Origin of the sequence: Mycolicibacter algericus DSM 45454, assembly GCF_002086455.1 — a bacterium.
Classification (GTDB): domain Bacteria; phylum Actinomycetota; class Actinomycetes; order Mycobacteriales; family Mycobacteriaceae; genus Mycobacterium; species Mycobacterium algericum.
In genome coordinates this window covers 78,422-101,302 of record NZ_MVHC01000013.1, presented here as the reverse complement: position 1 = coordinate 101,302, position 22,881 = coordinate 78,422, and the positions used below count along the sequence as shown (strand labels likewise).

At 67.0% G+C, this 22,881-nt stretch carries 15 protein-coding genes and 2 pseudogenes; 11 read left to right on the top strand and 6 right to left on the bottom strand.

Going from position 1 to position 22,881, the window contains the following annotated elements:
- Positions 1-78: 78 nt before the first annotated feature.
- Both BST10_RS13760 and BST10_RS13755 read left to right on the top strand, forming a co-directional pair.
- Positions 79-981: pseudogene (locus tag BST10_RS13760) on the top strand (TniB family NTP-binding protein); the annotation flags it as partial.
- Between the two features lie 307 nt (positions 982-1,288).
- Positions 1,289-1,849, top strand: coding sequence for a hypothetical protein (locus BST10_RS13755; RefSeq protein WP_013828996.1), 561 nt, complete (start codon positions 1,289-1,291; stop codon positions 1,847-1,849).
- Here the strand turns inward: BST10_RS13755 and BST10_RS13750 are convergent.
- The gene (locus tag BST10_RS13750; RefSeq protein ID WP_083038324.1) at positions 1,846-2,625 is read right to left on the bottom strand and encodes a TetR/AcrR family transcriptional regulator; all 780 of its coding nucleotides are present in this window, start codon (positions 2,623-2,625) and stop codon (positions 1,846-1,848) included. The two genes, BST10_RS13755 and BST10_RS13750, sit on opposite strands and share 4 nt — an antisense overlap.
- Before the next feature lie 215 nt (positions 2,626-2,840).
- Here BST10_RS13750 and BST10_RS13745 point away from each other — a divergent pair, with 215 nt between their 5' ends.
- The gene (locus tag BST10_RS13745) at positions 2,841-3,275 is read left to right on the top strand and encodes a DUF6188 family protein (RefSeq protein ID WP_083038322.1); all 435 of its coding nucleotides are present in this window, start codon (positions 2,841-2,843) and stop codon (positions 3,273-3,275) included.
- A gap of 110 nt (positions 3,276-3,385) precedes the next feature.
- On the top strand, positions 3,386-6,463 hold the full coding sequence (locus BST10_RS13740) for an MMPL/RND family transporter (RefSeq protein WP_371869108.1): 3,078 nt from the start codon (positions 3,386-3,388) through the stop codon (positions 6,461-6,463).
- A gap of 350 nt (positions 6,464-6,813) precedes the next feature.
- Here BST10_RS13740 and BST10_RS13735 read toward each other — a convergent pair.
- The 4 genes and pseudogenes from BST10_RS13735 to hrpA form a co-directional block, all read right to left on the bottom strand.
- Positions 6,814-7,791: pseudogene (locus BST10_RS13735) on the bottom strand (cyclase family protein).
- 79 nt (positions 7,792-7,870) lie between these two features.
- The gene (locus BST10_RS13730) at positions 7,871-8,983 is read right to left on the bottom strand and encodes an Rv3169 family protein (protein ID WP_083038320.1); all 1,113 of its coding nucleotides are present in this window, start codon (positions 8,981-8,983) and stop codon (positions 7,871-7,873) included.
- Positions 8,977-10,083 (bottom strand): phosphotransferase family protein, encoded by a 1,107-nt coding sequence (locus BST10_RS13725; RefSeq protein WP_163762330.1) that lies wholly within the window; start codon positions 10,081-10,083, stop codon positions 8,977-8,979. The genes BST10_RS13730 and BST10_RS13725 overlap by 7 nt, the downstream gene beginning before the upstream one ends.
- 38 nt (positions 10,084-10,121) lie before the next feature.
- Positions 10,122-14,060, bottom strand: coding sequence for an ATP-dependent RNA helicase HrpA (gene hrpA / locus BST10_RS13720; RefSeq protein ID WP_083038316.1), 3,939 nt, complete (start codon positions 14,058-14,060; stop codon positions 10,122-10,124).
- 65 nt (positions 14,061-14,125) lie between these two features.
- Here hrpA and BST10_RS13715 point away from each other — a divergent pair, with 65 nt between their 5' ends.
- The 3 genes from BST10_RS13715 to BST10_RS13705 all read left to right on the top strand — a co-directional run bounded on the left by BST10_RS13715 (position 14,126) and on the right by BST10_RS13705 (position 16,923).
- Positions 14,126-14,734: an ERG2 family protein gene (locus BST10_RS13715; RefSeq protein ID WP_264079676.1), complete on the top strand. Its 609-nt coding sequence runs from the start codon at positions 14,126-14,128 to the stop codon at positions 14,732-14,734.
- Positions 14,735-14,831: 97 nt separating this feature from the next.
- Positions 14,832-15,908 (top strand): NAD(P)H-dependent amine dehydrogenase family protein, encoded by a 1,077-nt coding sequence (locus BST10_RS23315; protein WP_013829009.1) that lies wholly within the window; start codon positions 14,832-14,834, stop codon positions 15,906-15,908.
- A gap of 172 nt (positions 15,909-16,080) precedes the next feature.
- Positions 16,081-16,923, top strand: a complete 843-nt coding sequence (locus BST10_RS13705) for an SDR family oxidoreductase (RefSeq protein WP_109559514.1) — start codon at positions 16,081-16,083, stop codon at positions 16,921-16,923.
- On the opposite strand, the gene BST10_RS13700 is transcribed toward BST10_RS13705, so the two are convergent.
- Entirely contained in the window at positions 16,911-17,546 is a 636-nt protein-coding gene (locus BST10_RS13700; protein ID WP_041317935.1) for a VldE C-terminal domain-containing protein, read from the bottom strand. The two genes, BST10_RS13705 and BST10_RS13700, sit on opposite strands and share 13 nt — an antisense overlap.
- Positions 17,547-17,745: 199 nt before the next feature.
- Here BST10_RS13700 and BST10_RS13695 point away from each other — a divergent pair, with 199 nt between their 5' ends.
- The 4 genes from BST10_RS13695 to BST10_RS13680 all read left to right on the top strand — a co-directional run bounded on the left by BST10_RS13695 (position 17,746) and on the right by BST10_RS13680 (position 22,861).
- Positions 17,746-18,081: a DUF732 domain-containing protein gene (locus tag BST10_RS13695; protein ID WP_013829012.1), complete on the top strand. Its 336-nt coding sequence runs from the start codon at positions 17,746-17,748 to the stop codon at positions 18,079-18,081.
- Positions 18,081-18,740, top strand: a complete 660-nt coding sequence (locus BST10_RS13690; protein WP_013829013.1) for a class I SAM-dependent methyltransferase — start codon at positions 18,081-18,083, stop codon at positions 18,738-18,740. The genes BST10_RS13695 and BST10_RS13690 overlap by 1 nt, the downstream gene beginning before the upstream one ends.
- A 99-nt stretch (positions 18,741-18,839) precedes the next feature.
- Positions 18,840-21,638, top strand: coding sequence for an aconitate hydratase (acnA, locus tag BST10_RS13685; RefSeq protein ID WP_013829014.1), 2,799 nt, complete (start codon positions 18,840-18,842; stop codon positions 21,636-21,638).
- A gap of 164 nt (positions 21,639-21,802) precedes the next feature.
- The gene (locus tag BST10_RS13680) at positions 21,803-22,861 is read left to right on the top strand and encodes a tellurite resistance/C4-dicarboxylate transporter family protein (protein ID WP_083038310.1); all 1,059 of its coding nucleotides are present in this window, start codon (positions 21,803-21,805) and stop codon (positions 22,859-22,861) included.
- Positions 22,862-22,881 lie beyond the last annotated feature (20 nt).

Below are 22,881 nucleotides of genomic sequence, written 5' to 3'. Positions count from 1 at the left end.
AAACACTCCTTCTGTCCGCCCCAACGGCGGTCCGATGGTGGACCACCCCGGACTTACACAGATGGAATGACACGCCCCGATGCGCAGTGGAGCGCCCTGTCGGAGGCCGAGCGGACCAACTACAACGAGGCCCGCGTCGCTCATCACAGTGAATTGGTCGTGGTCACCACGTCGGCGATCCAGCGCATCACCAACGAGGGCCGGCTGCTGACGCTGCTCAACCAACGCGAGATCGGCGCCCGGCGCGGACTGATCATTTCCGGGGCAGCCGCAACTGGGAAGACCACCGCGGTCAAACAGCTCGGTCGGTTTCACGAACTGCGTATCCGGACACGATTCGCCGACAAGTCCCGGATTCCGGTGGTGTATGCGACGGCGCCGCCGAAAGGCTCGCCGCGCAAACTCGCGATGGAGTTCGCCCGATTTCTGGGCCTTCCGATGATACAACCGCGGATGAACGTCACCGACATCTCTGATGCTGTCTGTCAGGTCCTCATCGACGCCCGCACCGACATTGTGATCGTCGATGAGATCCACAACCTCAACCTCGACACCCGCGCCGGCGAAGAACTGTCCGATCATCTGAAGTACTTCACCGAACACCTACCGGCCACCTTCGTCTACGCTGGCATCGACGTCGAGCGCTCCGGCGTGTTCACCGGCACCCGCGGCCGCCAGCTCGCCGGGCGCTGCGGCGTGATCAACACCAGCTCGTTCCCATACGCCGGAGAATGGAAGTCGCTGGTGGCCGCGATGGAAGGCACCCTGCGGCTGCACCGTCACAACGCGGGAACGCTGGTCGCCGAGGCCAAGTACCTGCATCAACGCACCGGCGGCATGATCGGCAGCCTGGCGCACCTGATCCGCGCGGCGGCGATCCGCAGCATGCTCGACGAAACCGAAAGCGTCACCCGAGAGCTGATGGACACCGTGCTCATCGACTACGCGGCCCAAACATCGGCACAACGCAGTGCCAGCTGAGGTGTCTACCGCCCCGGCGTGGCCCCAGGGGCCCGTGGCGCCGTTACCCCGAACCGTCACACCGTTTCACACCGAGACCGTCCAGTCCTACCTTGATCGCCTCGCGCACGCCAACCATGTGAAACCCCGGCAGCTGCGGTGCTACCTGGCCGACGGTCCCGCGATCTGCCGTCCCAGGCCGGACTGGTTGGCAACCGCCAGCAACCACCCTTTAGTCACTCTTGATGCCCGACTAATAGGGCTGGCCGACCGCGACCGCCACACCACCCGACAACGCCGCCACGCCCGGCCCGCATGCCGGCTCTGCATGGCACGCCGCGGGGTCTACGAGCCCGTCTACTGCTGGTTGCCCGACTACGCCACCGTCTGCCGCCAACACCGCAGATGGATCGGTCCGGGCACCCACACCCTCGATGATCAACGCGATCTGCGCTGTGCACCCGTCGTGATCGCCGCCGCGCAGCGCCATGCCCGACTGCACCGCCGCCACAACAACACCGCGCGCTTCGCGGTCAAGGATGCCGCGCGGATCCACCGCTGCTGGTCACGCAGCGCGGGCCTGTTCACGCTGCCGCCCGCCCACGCCGACGTCGACGCCCACATCGCCGCCTACCCCGATCTGATCGCCTTGGCCGCCATCCTGGCTGACGCTCGCGTCCGGATCTGGAACACCGTGGCAGCAACACCCGCGCGAGCCCGCGCCGTCGATGCGGTCTACGTCAGTATCGGCGGCCGGTTTCCCCGGCGCCGCGACCACACCCGCCCCATCGAACAGTGGATCTATGATCAGCAACTCAGCGCCACACGCGTCAACCGGCCCGACTCCAAGGCAGGGAACGAGCCCGCAACGTGGTGCAACGTCGGCTAATCGCCCTCATTCGGCCGAGAAGTGGGTGCGCGTCGGCCACGGCCAGCGCGGGTGTCCGTTCTCGTTTGACCTGAGGCACTGTTTGGTGCCTGACCTGCGGTGAAATTATCGCCGACCTGTGTGGTTGCGGGTTCGCTGTCGTTGTGACGGTGGGCGGTGAGGAAGTCGTCGACGATGCGTGTGCAGTCGTGGGCAGTCATGGTGCGTAGGCCGGTCATTCGCGCGAAGGCGAATGGCCCGATGAGTTGGCACAGTACGAGTTCGACGTCGAAGTCGCCGAGTTCGGCGCGGGCTTCGGTGCTTTGCAGGATGGCGTCGAAGGGTTGTCGGTATTGGTCAATGACTCGTGCGCGTAGCGCCCTGGGGGCGTGCTCACCGCTGGTGTGATCGGTGGTTTCGGTGGGGCCCAGGGCGAGCCAGGCCAGCGCGGTGACGTGCAGCGGAGCGTCGGCGAATAAGGCGGCCTGGCGGGTGAGCAGTTCGATGAGCCGTTCGCGCAGCGTTCCACTGGCCGGTGCGGGCGGGGTGACTTGAGGTAGCAGCCGCTCGAAGGTCGCTGCGAGCAACTGCGACGAGTTGTTGAAATGGCGGTAGAGGGTGGTGCGAGCCACCTTGGAGGCTTTGGTGACCGCATCGATGGTGACGGCCTCAATGCCGCCGCTGGTGAGCAGTGCGGCCGCTGCGTCCAGTAGGCGATTGCGGGATCGGATCCGGCGGGGGTCGATGTTGTCATCGTCGTTGCCGTCGTCGTGGCCGAACTCCAGCCGGCTGCTCACCCTCGCTCACCTCGCTGCTTCCGCGTTTTTGGCCGGCGTTGCGCGCTTAGGCCGACGGTTATGGCACTAACGGTAGCGCAGCGAAACGGTTCGTAGTGGGAGCGCCGTAGTGTCCGTTCGGCATCCGTGGCTCGCAGTTAACGCTACTACTAGTAGCGGAGCGCTACTAGTAGTACTATTTGTGCATCACCCGAGGATGTGTCGACGGAGGCGCCATGTACCCCCAATGGATTCAAGCGTGCGTTGTGCAACGCGTGTCGCTGCGTGATGGGCTGGTGTTGGACTTCGATGACTGCAATGAGGTGGTCATTTACCGCCCGCTGCGGCTTACGCTGCCCGCCGTCGGTGACTTTCCGGTCGAGGCAGTGTTCATCGATCCCGGCCGGGTCGCGACTCATGAGCGCCCACTGCTGGATCTCGCCGGCGCGGTGTGCACGCAGGCATGGTGCGGCGATGGTGGTGGGCTGCACCTTGGTTTTTCCAGCGGACACCGCATCGATGTTGACGCCCACCCGCAGGTCACCGCCTGGGAGTTGTACGGCAGGCACCATGGCTACATGGCGTGCCTGCCGCATGGGCGGGTCCGGGTGGTCCGCTATGACATCCTCGAGGCCGACGACGCCGAGGTAGATCTCGCCGCACGTCGTTAATGGTCTATTCCGCGCTGCGTCGCGCGTGCGCCGCTGAATAGCGCATGTATCGACGATGTGGTACTGCGAGTAGCGTAGCGATATCGATAGTTTCGTTTGATGGAGGTGTGGTGGCCGACGGCGATCGGGACTTCTCGGGTACCACGGCGACACTGCTGAAGCGCAATGGTCGTTCGACCCCTACGGCCGATTCCAGCGAGTACAGCGCGCGGTTGGCGGCGCTGGCTGGGTTCACGGTGCGGCACAAGGCGCTGGTGATGGGGGCATGGGTCGGCGTTGCGGTGGTGCTGGCGCTGTTGTTTCCCCAGTTGGAGACGGTGGTGCGGCAGCAGTCGGTGAACCTGCTCCCGCGCGATGTGCCGTCGTTTCAAACGGTGGACCGCATGAGCGCGGCGTTCGGCGAACAGGGTTCCAAAACGATGGTGTTCGTCGCGATGGAAGACCCCGCCGGGTTGACCCCCGCGGCGCGGCAGCACTACGACCAGCTGGTGGCGCGGCTGCGCGCCGACACCGATCACGTCTTGCTGGTTGAAGACCTGCTGGCCGACCCGGTCACCGCGGCCCACGCGGTCAGCCACGACCACCAGGCTTGGTATCTGCCGGTGGGCGTGGCCGGCACGCTGGGTGATCCCACCGCGGCCGCCTCCGTGCAGGCGGTGCGTGGCATCGCCGCTGGGGTGTTCGCCGGCACGTCGACCACGGCGTATGTGACGGGGCCGCCGGCGACGTTCAGTGACATGATCGCTTCTGCCGAGCACGACCTGCTGCTGATTTCGATCGCGACTGCAGGTCTGATCGCGCTGATCCTGCTGATCGTGTACCGGTCGGTGTTCACCGCGCTGCTGCCGCTGCTGGTGATCGGGGTGAGCCTGGCCGTCGGGCGCGGTGCGCTGTCCGCACTGGGCGAGATGGGTATGCCTGTCTCGCAGTTCACCGTGGCGTTTATGACCGCGATCCTGCTGGGCGCGGGCACCGATTACACGGTGTTTTTGATCAGCCGCTATCACGAGCAGCGCCGCGCGCAGGTGCCCGCCGATCAGGCCGTTATCCACGCTACAGCCAGCATCGGCCGGGTGATCCTGGCCTCGGCGGCCACCGTCGCGTTCGCGTTTTTGGCGATGGTCTTCGCCCGCCTGAGTGTGTTCGCCGCGCTCGGCCCGGCGTGCGCGGTCGCGGTGCTCGTCGGATTCGCAGCCACGGTCACGCTGCTGCCGCCGGTGCTGGCGCTGGCCGCCAAACGCCGTATCGGCGAACCAAAATCCGATCGGACCCGCCGGTACTGGAACAGCGTCGCCGTCGCGGTGGTCCGGCGCCCCGGCCGGTTGCTGATCACCAGCCTGGTCATCCTGCTGGCTCTGGCAGGAGTCGCGGCGACGATGAAAATCAGCTACGACGACCGCAAAGGCCAGCCCACCAGCACCGCCAGCAACCAGGGCTACCAGCTGCTGGACCGCCACTTCGGCAAAGATATCGTCATCCCCGAATTCCTGGTCGTGGAAAGCCCCACCGACATGCGCACCGGTAAGGGGCTGGCCGACCTCGACGAAATGGCCTCCCGCATCTCCCAGATTCCCGGCGTCAAAAAAGTTTCCGGGGTCACCCGGCCCACCGGAGAGCGCCTCGAGCAGGCCCAACTCTCGTGGCAGAACGGCCAGATCGGCGACAAGTTGGCTGGCGCCGTCGCCGACGGCAACGAACGCAAGGACGATCTCGCCAGGCTCACCGACGGCGCCGACCAACTCGCCGGCGGGCTCGCTCAGCTTGACACCACCCTGCGCAGCGCTTTGACACCACTGACCGGGATACTGGCTCAAGCTCAGTCCGCCGGCACTCAGGTTCAGCGGTTCCAGCCTTTGCTGCAACAGCTTTCAGCCACCGCCCCGGCCGTCGACAAAGCCATCCAATCCGGCCCCGGGCTGCGGCCCCTGGCCGAACAAGCCCAAAACGCCATCGCCATCCTCAACCCCCTCGTCGGCGCCCTCAACACCTCCCCGTGGTGCGCCACCACACCGCAGTGCGCCCAAATCCGCGATCAAGTTCAGATTCTGGTGAGCTTGCGCGACAGCGGATTCTTCACCGAGGTCGCCGACCTCGGCGACCACTACAACCCCGACACTAATGCCACCGTGGCCGGCACCCTCGCCAATGTCCAAACCGCGGTCACCGCCTTGGACAAGGCCTTCGGAGCCCTCGGTGATCCCGCCGACCTGGCCGGCAACATCAGTCGACTCCAAGACGGCATCAGCCAACTCGCCGCGGGCGCCCAAGCACTGGCGACCGGCGTGCACACGCTGGTCGACAGCAACATCGAACTGCTGTCCGGGATGAACCAGATCGCCACCCAACTGCAGAACTCCGCTCGCGCCAGCGCCTCCTCGGACTCCGCCAGCGGCTTCTACCTGCCCGCCAATGTCTTTGAGAACCGCCGATTCGCCGATGTAGCGAAACAATTCCTGTCAGCCGACGGCAAAACCGCACGCTTTGCCATCGAATCGACCCCCGACCCCTACAGTGGCGCAGCAATCCGCCTGGCACACAAGATCGTCGACGTTGCCAACGCGGCGCGGCCCAACACCTCACTGGCCGACGCCTCCGTCTCGGTTGCCGGGTTCCCCGCCGTCAACTCCGACATCCAGCGATTGCTGCGGGCGGACTTCGCCCAACTGGCCATCGCCACCCTGCTCATTGTCGGGCTCATCCTGGTGGTGTTGCTGCGCGCCATAGTGGCCCCGTTGTACCTGCTGGGCACCGTCGTTTTGAACTACTTGGCCTCACTAGGCATCGGCGTTCTGATATTCCAATGGGGCCTCGGATACGAAATCGCCTGGCCGGTACCCCTGTTGGCGTTCATCATCCTGGTAGCAGTCGGCGCCGACTACAACATGCTGCTCGTCTCACGGCTGCGCGAAGAATCCGGACCCAATACCCGCGTCGGCGTACTACGCACCGTCGCCAACACCGGCTCCGTCATCACCTCAGCCGGCCTGATCTTCGCCGCCAGCATGTTCGGCCTCACCACCGGCTCGATCGCCATCATGATCCAGGCCGGACTCATCATCGGCTGTGGGCTACTCCTCGACACCTTCCTGGTGCGCACCCTCACCGTCCCCGCCATCGCCACACTGCTGCGCGAAGCCAGCTGGTGGCCCAACGTGCGGCACCGTCATCGCGGCCGGCGTGCCGCATGAGTTGCTGATCGTACATCCACTGGTGGACTGGCCAGGCATGGTCAGGGCGTTCCGGGAACCGGTGAGCGAGGCTGACGTGGACTGTGTCGACGGCGCGAGCGCGGGCCGGGGTTTCTGGCGGCATCTTCAGGTCCCAGCCGGACCAAGCAGGACCCGCTGATGGCTGACAAACCCCGGCCGCGCGCTGGACCAGGCGTTCGGAATCCTCCCGCCCCTACCCCACAGGCGACTCCGCTCCAGAGACAACTGAGACCCCATCAAGCTCGCTCGCTGCCACGAAAGTCGACCTACCCCAGTTCAAATGGCAAACCGTCCGTTGCCGGTCGTCACTTGATCTGAGGCACCGCAGGTCAGGGTCCCAGACCTGCCCCAGATAGATCGACAACGGACACCAGGGGCAGCGGCGACGCGGCGAACATGACCTCGTACACCCCGTCGGCGCTCGAATCAGCCGAGAGCGCATCGAGGTCGAAGATCTCGCCGAATGCCAGGCCAGTGTGCACCAGAGACACGATGTGCAGCGGCTCCCAGCAATCGATTTCGCTGGGCAGCACCTCGATACCCCAGGTGTCGCTCGCGACGGCCGCGATGTCCTTGTCGTGCAGCCACGGCGCGGTGTGCAGCGACAATCCGGGTGACGGGCCGCCGGCATAGTCGCCCCAGCACCCCCGACGGGCCGTCATGAAACCGGTCCGGATGAGCAGCGCATCGCCGGAGCGGATGTCGAGATTCTTGGCGTCGAGGTATTCCTCGAGATCATCGGTGGTGATGGCATACCCGGGGTCAAGGGATTCGACGCCGCGGTGTGCGGCCAGGTCGACGAACACCCCGCGGGTCACGATCCTGGCCGTCCAGTTGTGCACGCCGTTGGTGCTACTGCCGGAGGTTCCCGCGTTGGCGGCCGTATACCCGTTGTACATCTGGCCGCGCCAGAAGAAGTGGCACAACGCGTCCCACTGGGTTCCGGCCTGAGTGGGCATCACCAGCACGTCGTCGTAGTAGCCGGCGGTGGGCTGCCCGGTTGACCGCCGCCATTCGGCCAGCGTGGAGGTCTCCAAATCCTGCTGTTATCCGGCGAGGTACCCGGGACCTGAAGCCAGTTGATACAGCCGAGGATTGCTTCTGCCGAGATGACCGGTCTGCGGCCCGTGGCCGTCGTAGCGCATGCTCAACGAGATCGTCTTGCCGGTATTGACCAGTCCCGCGGCCTCGCGAACCTTCTCCGGGGTGATGAGATTGACGGTGCCCAGCTGATCATCGGCTCCCCACCGGCCCCAGTTGGAGCAGCGGTCGATGTAGTTCGCCAGGATGGTGAGGTCATCAGTCATCGCAGCTCCTCCCACCGCCGCAACCGCGACGGCTTCCACCGGCGAATCTACGTCCTATCGCCGCCGACTGGCGGGCAGATCAACCAACCGCGGGCACATCCACCAGGCCGGTGAACCCGCTCGGCTCATGCGGGCCGACAGCCAGCTGTTCGAGCACCCCGATTCCGGTCCGCTCCCCCCATCGGGCCCGCATGACCTGCTGGACGTGAATGTTGTCCAGGGACAGATTGTCGAGGTCGCCCACCGCCAGCCGCTCGCCGCCGACGGCCAGCTCGTCGTGCCACAGGCCGTGCGACCATTGCGGATGAAAATAGCCGGCACCCTTCATCCGGAACGTCAGCAACGGTTCCAGCTCAATGCTTTCCGCGGACCCGCCCCGCCTGAATTCCAGCCGTGCCCCTTGGGAGCGGCGTAGGCCGGGTGCCCAGTCGATGGTGTGGCTGATGTCGACGTGCTCGACGCGGTCCTGCGGACCGTAGACCGGTTCGCTGGGGCCCAGGATGGGCAACACCACCCCACTTCGGGCCCATGCGGCTCCCGTGTGGTCCTCGAATGTCAGGTAGTGCACGCCGATGTCCTCGAAATTCAGCGGGGCCCATAGGAAAAACAGTTGCCCCACCGACGCTTCGGGTGCCGCCGCTGCGGGCAGCCCAACCGGACGAAGGCCCCATGACCGGTCCTTGGTGCCGTAGACGGTCTGCTGGTCGAAGGCATGCGTGGCACCGTTGACGTCCACCGATCCCGACCACCGGCCCAACTGTGAGGCGCGGGTCATGTCGATGGCCAACCGCGTTCCCGCATAGCGGGTCTGGCGCGGCTCCTCGTAGCCGGCGGTGCGCGCGCAGAACGTCACATCGGCAGCCAGCCCGTGCTCGGGCGCATCGACGATGACGCGGTTGATGCGCAGCGGTTCGACGATCTCGATCCTGATGGGACCGACCGCGGTCTGGGTGCGATCGAGCGGGGCTCGCCCGGAGGCGAACACGGACTGCTGTGTGCCGTCACTGACCACGCTGAACGCGGCGTCGATGACGCCGCGGTTCGGGTAGATCCCCAGTGCCACGGCGAAATAGAAGTCTTCGGTGTAGCCGTTGAACCAGAATCGGTCGTAGTGGTCGGGGTGGCCGTTGCCGGCGTGCGCCAGCGCCACCGGCGTCTGATGGACGGGATAGTCGTCAAACGGTGTCAACACGTGGGCTCGCCGTCCAGCAGTGCCTCGGTGCCCAGATCGCTGATCTGGGCAAACGCCCGGCGCATCATGGTCAGGAACATCTCGTCGCCTCGCCGGGTGCGCTCGACCAGCATCGCGGCCGGCGCCAGGAAGAACACCGCATAGGCCGCCTGGCGACGGTAGTCGGTCCAGCACTGCTCCCAGTCATAGCCGGAGACGCCGCCGGCGACCAGCGAGTCGAAGTAACCGCGGACCAACTCCTGCTCGTGGGCCGCTCGGAGCTGCGGATCCAAGGCGGTGCCGAGCAGGAACGCGACGTCGATCAACCCGTTGCCGCGGTCTACGGTCTGCCAATCGACCACCGCCACGGGCACCTCACCGCCCTTGGCGTCGAAAAGCATGTTGTCGGTGCGAAAGTCGCCGTGTATGACGGTGATCGGGCACAGCGGTTCGGAGGCGGGGGTCGCAGCGTGGGCGCTGAGCCGCCGCATTCGCCCGGCGAGGTCGGGTCCCAGTTCGGCGGCGTAACGTTCGCAGAACTGCCCGATCAGTAGCGGAACCAGCTGCGCCAGCATCTCGGCGGTGTTGCGGCTGTGGTTGAGCCAGTCGTAGTCGTCGAACTCGGGTCGGCCCCAGAACGGGGCGTGTAACGCTGCCGCCTGTGCCAGCGCGCGGCGTGCGTGCTCGACGGTGAACCCGCTGAGTTGGTCGACGGCGGCCACCGGCGTCATGTTCTCCAGTAGCAGCACGAACCGGCCTGTGGCGGTGTCGATATCGCTGTAGAGATAGCCCGGCGTCGCCACCGCGGTCCGGCCGTACAGCTGCTGATAGAACCGCACCTCGCGCTCGTAGAGTCGCTGGATGACGGCGGCCTGCAGGCTGTTGGGATCTTCGGCCGGCAACTTGGCCACCACACTGGCCGGGGCGCCCGTATCGGCGCGGTCGTAGCTCAGGGCGAACACCAGGGTGTCCGCGACCTGGCCGGTGCCGATAGGCGACGCGGTCACGGCCGTGACGGAGCCCTCGGTGAGGACACCACAGTGGCGCAGGACGTGGGTGAACCACTGTGCGCTCATGTCACGGCGGTCGACCAATGGCGGAGGGATCGCGACGGCGCTCACAGCTAGCACCATACCGGCCAATCGGCCCCCGCCACTGCTCAACCGGAGTTGCCGGCGGCATCGATCGCCCGATAGATCCGCTTCTCACTGACCGGACGCGAAGTGCCGAGCTGCTGAGCCCACAGGCTGACACGCAATTCCTCGATCTGCCAACCGATGTCGCGAACGTCGGCGGCGGTGCGGCGCGTCGCCGGCAATCCGGCGAGCAGCTGGTCGTAGGCGTCCTGCACCGCGTGCACCTGGTCCATCCGCTGCCCGTCGGCGGTGCTGGCATGCGGCAGCTGGTCGAGGCGCCGCCGGATCGCGGCCAGATAGCGGGTGACATCGCCCAGTCGTGCGCGCCCCGCGGCGGTGACGAAGCCGGGCGCCAACAGCCGGTGCAGCTGGTCGCGAACATCGGCGACGGCGTCGCGGTGGGCAGCCGGCGGCTGCGCGGGAACCAGCAGGTCGACGTCACGGGCCGCGGCGAGCAACTTCTCGACGCGCCGCAGCACGTCCTGCGTCGTTGCCATCAGGGCCTCGCCCACCGCGGCCCGCAGCGTGGCGAACGCCTCGCGCGTCCATACCGGGCCGTCCATCAGCGACTCGACCGCTGCGTCGGTGCAGTCATCGAGCAGTGCGGTCAGTGACCCGTCCGGATTGGCCTTCAATGCCAACCGGGTGCCTGGATCCAACTGGCGCTCAATCGCTTTGACGGGCGATGGGACGCAGCAGCGTAGCAGCCGCCGGATGCCGGCCGTCATGGCCGCGGCCTGTTCGCCGGCGGTGGCGAAGACTCGTAGGTCGGTGGCGGTACCGGTGTCGACGAACGCCGGATAGCCGCGGACCACCCGCCCGCCGACCACGTGCTCGACCACCCGCGGCAGGTCCGCGAGGTCGGCGGGCCAGTCGCGCAGTCCGCTCCGCTGCAGCTCGCCGGCGACCACCCCGGCGACCGCGTCGCGCGCCGACGCGGCGAAGCGCTCCTGCAGGGCGCCCAGGTCCTCCCCGCGCGCCAACTCCGAGCCGTCGGCAGCTTCGATGCTGAACGTCACCCGCAGATGGGCAGGCAGCCTGGTCAGATCGAAGGCCTCGATGGGCACCAGGACACCGGTGCGCCGTCGCAGCTCGCGTTGCAGCGCGGCCAGCAAGGAGCCGCCGTCGGGGTCGAGCGCGGGCAGCACTGCGCGGGCGGTGTCGGGGGCGGGCACGAAGTTTCGCCGCAGCTCCTTGGGCAGCGAGCGGATCAGCGCGGTCACCAACTCCTCGCGTAGTGCCGGTACCTGCCAGGTGAAGGCGTCACTGCCGAGCCGGGCCAGCACATCGATCGGCACGTGCACCGTGACGCCGTCGTCGGCGGCATCGGGCTCGAACCGGTAGCTCAGCGGCAGGCTGGCGTCACCGGTCTGCCAGCTGTCGGGCCGGCCGGCGACAACCGCGCCATCGGCACGCAGCAGATCGTCGCGGCTCAACGTCAACAGGTCGGGGGTCTGACGCCGTTGCTTTTTCCACCAGCCGTCGAAGTGCCGGGCGGAGACGACGTCGGCCGGTATCCGGGCGTCGTAGAACGCGTAGATCTCGTCGTCGTCGACGATCAGATCGCGACGGCGGGCCCGGTCCTGCAACTCGTCGAGCTCGGCCCGCAACCGCGCGTTGTCGGCCACAAAACCGTGGCGGCTCTGCCAGTCGTCCTCCACCAGCGCGTGCCGGATGAACAGCTCGCGGGCCAGCGTCGGATCGACCCGGGCATAGCCGACCCGGCGCCGCGCCACCAGCGGCAGGCCGTACAGCGTCACCCGTTCGTAGGCCAGCACCTCACCGCGCTGCGCATCCCAGTGCGGTTCGCTGTAGCTACGCTGCACCAGCTCCCCCGCCACCCGCTCGATGACGTCGGGCTGGATGCGCGCCGCGGTGCGCCCGTAGAGCCGGCTGGTCTCGACCAGCTCGGCCACCACCACCCACCGCGGCGGTCGTTTGGCCAGCACCGATCCGGGCGCCAACACGAACCGGGAGTTGCGCGCCCCCAGATAGTCGCGCCCGTCCACGCGGCGCATCCCCACGTGCGACAGCAACCCGGCCAGCAGCGCCGCGTGCACCCGGGCCCGGCCGACCGGCTCGTCGACATCGACCCCGGCCTCATCCAGGCCCAGATCCCGCGCGACGCTGCGCAGCTGCCCCACCAGATCCTGCCACTCGCGGATTCGCAGATAATGCAGGAACTCGGTCCGGCACATTCGACGGAACGCGCTGCCGCTCAGCGCCTTTCGTTGCTCGGTGAGATATCGCCACAGGTTCAGGTAGGACATGAAGTCCGACTCGTCATCGGCAAAGCGGGCGTGGTTGGCGCGGGCGGCCTCCTGTCGGTCGGTGGGCCGTTCCCGCGGGTCAGGGATCGTCAGCGCCGCCGCCACCACCAGCACCTCGCGTACACACCCCTCGGCGCCGGCCGCCAGGATCATCCGGCCCAGCCGCGGGTCGACCGGCAGCCGGGCCAGTCGGCGACCCAGGTCGGTGATCTGCCCGTTCGCGTCGAACGCGCCGAGTTCGACCAGCAGCGCCACCCCGTCGCGGATGCTGCGCGCATCCGGTGGATCCAGGAACGGGAAGTCCGCCACCTCACCGAGTCGCAGCGCAGCCATCTGCAGCAGCACCGCGGCGAGATTGGTGCGCAGCACCTCGGGGTCGGTGTAGGCCGGCCGGGCCTCGAAGTCGGCTTGCGAGTACAGCCGGATGCATACCCCCGGGGCGGTGCGCCCGCAGCGGCCGGATCGCTGGGCGGCCGACGCCTGCGAGATCGGTTCGATGGGCAGTCGCTGCACCTTCAACCGCCTGCTGTAGCGCGAGATTCGGGCGTTGCCGGGGTCGATGACATAGCGGATGCCGGGCACGGTCAGCGACGTCTCGGCCACATTGGTCGCCAGCACCACTCGCCGGGTGATGTTGGATGCCGGGCGCCGGGCGAACACCTTCTGTTGTTCGGCGGTCGGCAGCCGGGCATACAGCGGCAATACCTCAAGGGGGTGGCCGCCTGGACGCAGTCCTTGCAATGCGTCGGCGGTATCGCGGATTTCGCGCTCACCGGACAAAAAGACCAGGATGTCGCCGGGCGGCTCAGCCGTCAGCTCGCCGATCGCGTCGATGATCGCCTCGATCTCGTCGCGCATCTCGGTGCGCACGATCTCCCGGTCGGGATCGTCGGGGTCGTCGTCGGCACTCGTGGTGACCGCCACTTCCAGTGGGCGGTAACGGATCTCCACCGGATAGGTCCGGCCGGACACCTCGATGATGGGCGTCCCGCCCCCGAAGTGCGCCGCGAAGCGCTGCGGCTCGATGGTCGCCGAGGTGATGATCAGCTTCAGATCGGGCCGCCGGGGCAGCAACTGACGCAGGTAGCCCAGCAGGAAGTCGATGTTGAGGCTGCGTTCGTGGGCCTCGTCGAGAATCACCGTGTCGTAGCGCAGCAACCGCCGGTCCCGCTGGATCTCGGCGAGCAGGATGCCGTCGGTCATCAGCTTGACGCACGTGCGGTCGCTGACCCGGTCGGTGAACCGCACGCTGTAACCGACGGCGTCGCCGAGCGGGGTGTCGAGCTCGTCGGCGATGCGCTGAGCGACCGTGCGCGCGGCGAGCCGACGCGGCTGGGTGTGGCCGATCATGCCGCGGATGCCCCGGCCGAGCTCGAGGCAGATCTTCGGGAGCTGCGTCGTCTTGCCCGACCCGGTCGCCCCGGCCACCACCACCACTTGGTGCGCCCGGATCGCCGCGGCGATCTCGTCACGCCGATCGCTGACCGGCAGGTCGGGATAGCTGATCGCCGGTACGGCGGCGCGTCTCGCGGCGAGGACTGCTTCGGCGGCGGTGAGCTGCTCCGCCAGTTGCCGCAGCTGCTGCGACTGGCCATCACGCAGCTGCTTGAGGCGCCTGCCGAAATGCGCGGCGTCGCGAATGGTCAGGCCGTCGAGCCGGCTGCGCAAGGCTGCTACGGAGGGCTCGGGCACTCCGCCGAGGATAGAGGTCGTAGGACCGCCGACCACCGGCCAACCGTAGGTACCGGTCAGTACCGATCCGGGGGCGGTGGCACTGCTGTGTCGCTAGTGTTCGAACGATGGCATACAAGATCGACCCGGAGACCTTGCACAGGGTCGCCAAACAGGTCGTTGCCGAGTCAGCGGTGCGTGACGAAGCGGTCACGCGGGCCGTCGCGTTGCTCGCGGAGGAGTATCCGGACCTGATCGATCCGACGGCAGGTCGTTGGGTCGGCAGCAAGGCCGGCGGCATCCTGGGCAAGGTCCGCTTTCTTTACTTCAGCCCGCGGGAGTACGTCGTCATCTTCGGCTCCCCCACCGGCACCCAGGGGTTTTCGGGGCGCTACAAGCGCGTGGACATTCACAAATTCCTGCTGGCCGGACGGATCGACTCCTACGACCTCGAATCCGACGACGCTGAGCCGATGACGTTGCTACCCGGTGAGCACACCTGCCTCGAGAGGGGCCGCGCCCGGGGCCTCACCATCGCGCCCAACTCCTGGCACATCGAGTACGGCCGCGGTGCCGTGGCAACAACGCTGCCCTTCGCGATGGTCGACACATTGCTGCTGTCGTTGGAATTCGAGTCGGTGCGCAGATCGACGGTGGAGTTCATCAAGCTCGTTCGCCGGCAGCGGCGTCGTTAGGCGCTCGGGGCAGCGGCCCGGTTGTTGACTCGAGTCAGTCAACATGGTTACCGTCCATGATCCGGGCACCGCTGTTCTCCAATTGAACGGACTGAGGATGCGCAGAGTAGTTCAGTTCTCCACCGGCAATGTCGGACGCCATTCGTTGTGGGCGATCATCGGCCGGCCGGATCTGGAGTTGGTAGGCGTGCACGCCTCGAGTCCGGACAAGATCGGTCGCGACGCGGCCGAACTCTGCGGCCGCCGTGAACCCACCGGAGTGCTCGCCACCGACGACATCGATGCGCTACTGGCGCTCGGCGCAGACTGCGTGGTGTACACGGCCCAGGCCGAGACACGTCCGCTCGACGCGATCGAGCAGATGGCGAGGTTCTTGTCCGCCGGCAGCAACGTCGTCGCCTCGTCGATGGTCTGGATGGTTACGCCGCACCTGGCCGACGACTGGCTGCGCGAACCACTGGCCCAGGCCTGCAAGGCCGGAAACTCTTCGCTCTACGTCAACGGAGTGGATCCCGGGTATTCGGGCGACACCGAGGCGCTCGCGGCCATGAGCTTGGCCACCCGCATCACATCCGTGACCGTGCAAGAGATCTTTGACTACGGCAACTACGACGATTTCGAATTCACCGGAAGGACCATGGGTTTCGGGCTACCCCGCGGCAGCGACGTGATGCCGGCGTTGTTCTTGCCCGGTGTGATCACCTCGATGTGGGGTGGACCGGTGCGAAATCTGGCCCACCATCTGGGAATCGAGCTGGACGAGGTGCGGCAACGCGCCGATGCCTGGTATGCCACCGATCGGATCGAATGCGCCATGACCACAGTGGAGCCCGGGCAGATGGCCGCCGCCCGGTTCGCCGTCGAGGGAGTGATCAACGGTGCACCGGTCATCACCATGGAACACATCACCCGCCTCACTCCGGCGTCGGCGCCCGACTGGGAGTACCCACCGGACGGTCAGATCGGAGTACACCGGGTCGTCGTCGAAGGTGAGCCGCGGGTGGAGCTCAACACCCAACTCTCGCACCCCGACTACGACTCGACCGACGCCGGCTGTATCTCCACGGCGGCGCGCATCGTCAACGTGATCGACTGGGTGTGTGATGCCCCCGCCGGGCTGATCGCCGTCGAGGACATCCCTCCGGTCGCCATGGTCAAGGGACTGATCTGGTGAGCGCCGGCCCGACCCGCAATCAGGTGTCGGCCGCCGCGCTCAAGGCTCCGGCAGACACCTGGCGAACTTTACAATTCTGCATCAAACTGTCACTCTTGCGGTCGGGCGCGGGGCGGGCGAATCCGCTCGGATAGGCGCTACGGCAACGCATCGACGAACGAGGAGTCAGCGGGTGGCAGGCAGCGAATTCTCCGGCCGCACCATGGTGGTGTCCGGCGGCAGCCGTGGCATCGGATTGGCGATCGGCCTGGGCGCCGCTCGGTTGGGCGCCAACGTAGTGCTGCTGGCCAAGACCGCCGAACCGCACCCGCGACTGCCCGGCACGGTGCACACCGCCGCGGCCGAGGTCGAGGCGGCCGGCGGCAACGCCCTGGCCGTCGTCGGAGACGTGCGTAGCGAAGAGGACGTGCAGCGCGCCGTCGATGCCGCCGTGGAGCGGTTCGGCGGCATCGACATCTGCGTGAACAACGCCAGCTCGATCGCCACCGAGCCGACGGACAAGCTGTCCGCCAAGAAGTTCGACCTGATGCAGGACATCAACGTCCGCGGGACGTTTTTATTGACCAAGGCGTGCCTGCCGCACCTGCAGCGCTCTGCTGCACCGCACGTGTTGACGGTCGCTCCCCCGATCAACATGAACCCCTACTGGCTGGGCGTGCACCCGTCCTACACGCTGTCCAAGTACGGCATGACGTTGTTGACCCTGGGCTGGGCTGCTGAATACGCCGACGCCGGAATCGCGGCCAACTGCCTGTGGCCGGAGACCTACATCGCGACATCAGCGGTGGCCAACCCCCCCGACGGCGGCGAGCTGTTGGAGAAGGCCCGCAGTCCGCAGATCATGGCGGACGCCGCCGTGGCGATCCTGCGCCGCTCGGCCGCGGAGGCCAGTGGGCAGTGCTTCATCGATGCCGACGTGCTGGCCGAGACCGGTGTGACGGACTTCTCGGTCTACGGTGGTGGGCCCGAGCCGCTGATGGACTTCTTCGTCGACCGGCAGCCTCAGCGCAGGTAGACCTCGCTGCCGCTGGGATATCCGCCACCGGTGGTGGTGACGTGGACATGGTCGTAGTGGCCGTAGCCACCGCGCTGCGCCCCACCGCCGGGCGTGTAGTACATCCCGCGCCAGATGGCGTCCTGCAGGCCGAACCGATCGGCGTTCTCCATCACGTAGGCCACGATCGCGTCGCCGAGTGCGATGCCGTCGGCGCTGCCGGGGTTGGGGATCATGACATCGAGCGCCAGGCCGTTGGGGTGCCAGCGCAAGGCGTCGGCGCGCACCCCACCGATCTGGTGGATCTGCGGAAAGGCGTCGCTGATGCTGCGGGCGGCCAGGATCGTCTTGACCTGAAGGCCGCGTTCGGAGGCGACCCCGGCGGGCAGAAAGCGCGACACCATCCGCATTCGCGAGGCCGCGGCAACGCCTTCCGGACTACCCTGCCGCAGGTAATCGGCAGGAGCCGCAACCAACTGCAATCCGCCCGGTGAATCGTCTACAGCAACCACCGGATCGGCTTCTTTCGCGACCGTAGGATTGGCACTGCCTCCCACAGCAAAGAACATAGCTGCCGGTGCGATGAGCGCAGCCATCAAAACCGATGACCGTTGGCGCTTCCTGGCTAACTCATGTCGGCCCACGGAAAGACAGGATACGAGAAATTCGGCTAATAGTCACAAATTTATAAACCTCATAAATTCCTTATGTCTGACCCGTCACATCGGATTGGGTTTCCCGCTGCCCCGAATTCGCCGTTCACCCAGGTGGGCGGGGCGTGCCCGAGCTCCCCGGCGACCGCAAAGGAAGCCCACCTAACCAGCTGGGTCTACACTGCAACTCATGAAGTCGACGACCCTCGCCGCGGCGGTCCTGGGCTTGGCGGTGGCGCTGGCCGCACCGGCGCAGGCCGACCCCGACATTGATTTCGCCAACGAACTGCACAGCTACGGGATCTACGGGCCTCGGGACTACAACGCGTGGCTGGGCAAGATCGTCTGCGAGCGCCTCGACAAGGGCGTGGACGGCGACGCGGCCAAGTCGGTCCGCTTCATCACCCCGAACCTGCAGAAGGGCACCACCCAGCCGCAGGTCTGGCAGTTCCTGGGCGCGGCCATCCACACCTACTGCCCGGACAAGCGGCCGGTGCTGGAACAGGCCGCCGCCCAGCACGGCTGATGAACGTCAGCCGGCTCTGGCAGAACAGGATCTTCGCCGCGACCGTGGGCGCGGCCTATGCCCGCGCAATCGAACGGCCCGCGGCGGCTCGAGTCTTTGGCCGGCTGCTCTTCGGCACCGACGTCGACCGCATCTATCAGGCCATGGACGTCGTCGCGGAGCTGCCTGACGGCTCGGCCGTACTCGATGTGCCCTGCGGTGGCGGCATCACCATCGCCCGCCTGGCGCCCGGCAAACGCGTGCGCTATGTGGCGATGGACATCTCGGCGGGCATGCTCGACCACGCCCGCCGGCGGCTGCGCCCCGAGCAGCGTGACACCGTCGAGTTCGTCGAGGCGAGCATCGAAGCGATCCCGTTCGCCGACGACGAGTTCGACCTGTGCGTGAGCTTCAACGGGCTGCACTGTCTACCCGACCCGGCCGCCGCCATCCGCGAGATCGCCCGTTGCCTCAAGCCGGGCGGCCGGCTGGTCGGCGATTTCGCCACCCGCGGGCAGGTTCCCCGCGCTGACGCCTACATGGTGCTGATGCGGGCCAGCGGCACCTTCGGGCCCGGCGGCACCCTGGCCGACGCCCGCCGGTGGTTCACCGAAGCCGGCCTCACGGTCGACGAACTCGAATGTTCCGGCGCGATCACCCATTTCGCCGTCCACAAATAACATCCACTAAATTAGTTAGGTTCGACTTCCTGCTGGTCGTGCCGCCGGTGCGGACTATGGTCGGTGGTATCCCGATTCGCCCAGCGAGAGGGGCCCACCATGGCCGAGCAGACCATCCTCGACAGCTTCGGAACCAAAGACCAGCTGTCCGTCGACGACACCAGCTATCAGATTCGGCGCCTCGATCGCATCGACGGCTCGGCGCGATTGCCCTACAGCCTCAAGGTGCTGCTGGAGGACCTGCTGCGCAACGAGGACGGCCGGCTGGTGACCGCCGATCAGATCAACGCGCTGGCCGCCTGGGACCCGAAAGCCGAGCACGGCCGGGAGATCGCCTACACGCCAGCCCGCGTGCTGATGCAGGACTTCACCGGCGTCCCGTGCGTCGTCGACCTGGTGGCGATGCGCGACGCGATCGCGGAGCTGGGCGGCGACACCAAACGCATCAACCCGCTGTGCCCGACCGAGCTGGTGATCGACCACTCGGTGATCGCCGACGTCTTCGGTCGCACCGACGCGTTCGCCATCAACGCCGAACTGGAATTCGAGCGCAACGCCGAGCGCTACCAACTGCTGCGCTGGGGCCAGCAGGCATTCGACGACTTCTCGGTGGTGCCGCCCGACACCGGCATCTGCCACCAGGTCAACCTGGAGTACCTGGCCCGCGTGGTGTTCACCCGCGACAGCGACGAAGGCCCACAGGCCTACCCGGACACGCTGGTCGGCACCGACTCGCACACCCCGATGGTCAATGGTCTCGGTGTGCTCGGCTGGGGTGTCGGCGGCATCGAAGCCGAGGCCGCCATGCTGGGGCAACCGATGAGCATGCTCATCCCCCAGGTGGTGGGGCTCAAACTCACCGGTGAGCTGCAGACCGGCACCACCGCCACCGACCTGGTGCTCACCGTCGCCGAACTGCTGCGACGCACCGGCGTGGTGGGCAAGTTCGTCGAGTTCTTCGGCCCCGGCGTGGCCAACGTCCCGCTGGCCAACCGGGCGACGATCGGCAATATGAGCCCAGAGTACGGGGCCACCTGCGCGATCTTCCCGATCGACGCCGTCACCTGCGACTACCTGCGGCTGACCGGCCGGTCCGAACATCGGATCAAACTGGTGGAGGCCTACGCCAAGGAACAGGGCATGTGGCATGACCCCGGACACGAACCGGAGTACTCGCAGATCCTCGAACTGGACCTGAGCAGCGTCGAGCCATCCATCGCCGGCCCGAAACGCCCGCAGGACCGGATCCCGTTGCGGCTGGCCCCGGCCACCGTCTCGGCGCTGCTCAGCGGCACCGAAACGACGGAGCAGGCACTGTCGGCCCTGGACGAGGCGTCCGCGGATTCCTTCCCGGCCAGCGACCCGATCGCCTTCGCCCAACCCCAGCCCGAAGGCAAGCCGCGTGGACCATGGGAAGGCGACGACAAGCTGCCCTGGCCCAGCGATCCCGAGTCGATCGAACTGGCCGACGGCACCAAGACCGACCTCGACAACGGCGATGTGGTGATCGCCGCCATCACCTCCTGCACCAACACCTCCAACCCGTCGGTGATGGTCGGCGCGGCGCTGCTGGCGCGCAACGCCGTCGACAAGGGACTGTCGCGCAAGCCGTGGGTGAAGACCACGCTGGCGCCCGGGTCCCGGGTGGTCACCGACTACTACGAACGGGCCGGCCTGACCCCGTACCTGGACAAGCTCGGTTTCAACCTGGTCGGCTACGGCTGCACCACCTGCATCGGCAACTCCGGTCCGCTCATCCCCGAGGTGAGCAAGGCCGTCGTCGACAACGACATGACGGTGTGTTCGGTGCTGTCGGGCAACCGCAACTTCGAAGGCCGCATCCACCCCGAGGTGCGGATGAACTTCCTGGCCTCGCCCCCGCTGGTGGTCGCCTATGCGCTGGCCGGCACGCTGCGGATCAATCTGCTCACCGACCCGATCGGAACCGGCAGCGACGGCGAGCCGGTGTATCTGCGCGACATCTGGCCCACCACCGAGGAGATCGCCGCCGTGGTGGACGACAACCTGCAGGCCGAGATGTTCACCGCCAGCTACGCCGACGTCTTCACCGGCGACGACCGCTGGCGGGCCCTGGAGGTGCCGGCGGGCGACACCTTCTCCTGGGATCCCGACTCCACCTACGTGCGCCAGCCGCCGTACTTCGACGGCATGACCCCCGAGCCGGCGGCAGTCACCGACATCACCGGGGCCCGGGTGCTGGCCAAACTGGGCGACTCGGTCACCACCGACCACATCAGCCCGGCCGGATCGATCCGGTATGACTCACCCGCGGGAAAGTACTTGTCCGCGCACGGTATTGAGCGCAAGGATTTCAACTCCTACGGCTCCCGGCGCGGCAATCACGAGGTGATGATCCGCGGCACATTCGCCAACGTCCGGCTGCGCAACGAGCTGGCGCCCGGCACCGAGGGCGGCTTCACCCGCGACTTCACCCAACCGGACGCTCCGGTCAGCACCATCTACGACGCGTCGGTCAACTACCTCGACGCCGGGGTGCCGTTGGTGATCCTGGCCGGCAAGGAATACGGGTCCGGTTCCTCCCGCGACTGGGCCGCCAAGGGCACCGTGCTGCTCGGCGTGCGAGCGGTGCTGGCGGTCTCCTACGAGCGCATCCACCGCTCCAACCTGATCGGGATGGGGGTGCTGCCGCTGCAGTTCCCCGACGGCGCCGACGCCGACTCGCTCGGCCTGACCGGTGAGGAGACCTTCGACATCACCGGCGTGACCGCCCTGGACGACGCCATCCCCGACACGGTGCACGTGAAGGCGGGATCGGTGGAGTTCGACGCCAAGGTGCGCATCGACACCCCCGGTGAGGCCGACTACTACCGGCACGGCGGCATCATGCAGTACGTGCTGCGGCAACTGCTCGACTGAACCGCAAGAACATCGTCGCGCGATCTACTTCCGGCGGGGTGGGCGGCAGCGTAGAGATCGGTGTCGATTGCCCATAACCCGCCATCGCGGAATGCGGCCCGGTGGTATACCCAGACACGCTTTCAATACGCGATGAAAGGGGCTGGAACCGGGTGGGCGCAACGATGACAGGGCCGACGACCGGGATCCGAGAGGCGGTGCGGACCCTCAACCCGGGCTACTTCGCGCTGGTGATGGCCAGTGGAATGGTGTCGATGGCCATGTACCACCAGGACGCCTACTGGTTGTCGGTCCCGCTGCTGTGGGTGACGGTGCTGTCGTATCTGGTCCTAGTGGCAGTATCGGCGGTGCGGCTCATCGCCTTTCGCCACGAGTTCCGGGCCGACCTGTCGGACTCCGGTCGCGCGTTCGGGTTGTTCACCTTCGTCTCGGCGACCAACGTGCTGGGGGCCCGGCTGGTCATCGACGGTCACACCGGTGTTGCGGTCGGCCTGTTGTCGGTCAGTACGCTGGCCTGGCTGGTGCTCGGCTATCTGATTCCCTGGACCGCCGTGCTGGGCAGCTCGGAGCGGCCGGTCGTGCGACGCGCCAACGGCACCTGGTTCATCTGGGTGGTCGCCAGCCAATCCGTCGCGGTGCTGGCGGCGGTCCTCGAGGTGGAGATCGATGAGCCCTGGCGCCAGAGTCTGGCGCTGCTGGCGGTGGTCTCGTGGTCGATCGGGGTGTTCCTCTATGGCGCCGCCGGAATCTTCGTGGCGCTGCGACTGCTGCTCTACCCGCTGCTGCCCCGGGACCTCATCCCGCAGTACTGGGTGGCGATGGGCGCCGCTTCGATCACGGTGCTGGCCGGTGCCAGGATCGTCGAGATGGCCGAGGCGCCGATGGTCACCGCCACCCGTGGTCTCATCGCCGGAACGTCGGTGCTGTTCTGGGCCTTCGGCACCTGGCTGATCCCGCCGCTGATCGCCGCCGGGGTGTGGCGGCATGTGGTGCACCGCATCTCACTGCGCTACGAGGCACCGTGGTGGAGCGTGATCTTCCCGCTGGGAATGTACGGGGTGGGCAGCCACTATCTGGGGCAGGCTGACCACCTGCCGATCGTCTATTACATCGGCTCGGTGCAGAGCTGGATCGCGCTGGCCGCCTGGGCCATAACGTTCGTTCTGATGCTGCACCACCTCGCGGTGACGTTGGTCCCCGAAGCGCCCAAGCGGGCACGCTAGCCGCACGCGGGGATCAGGCG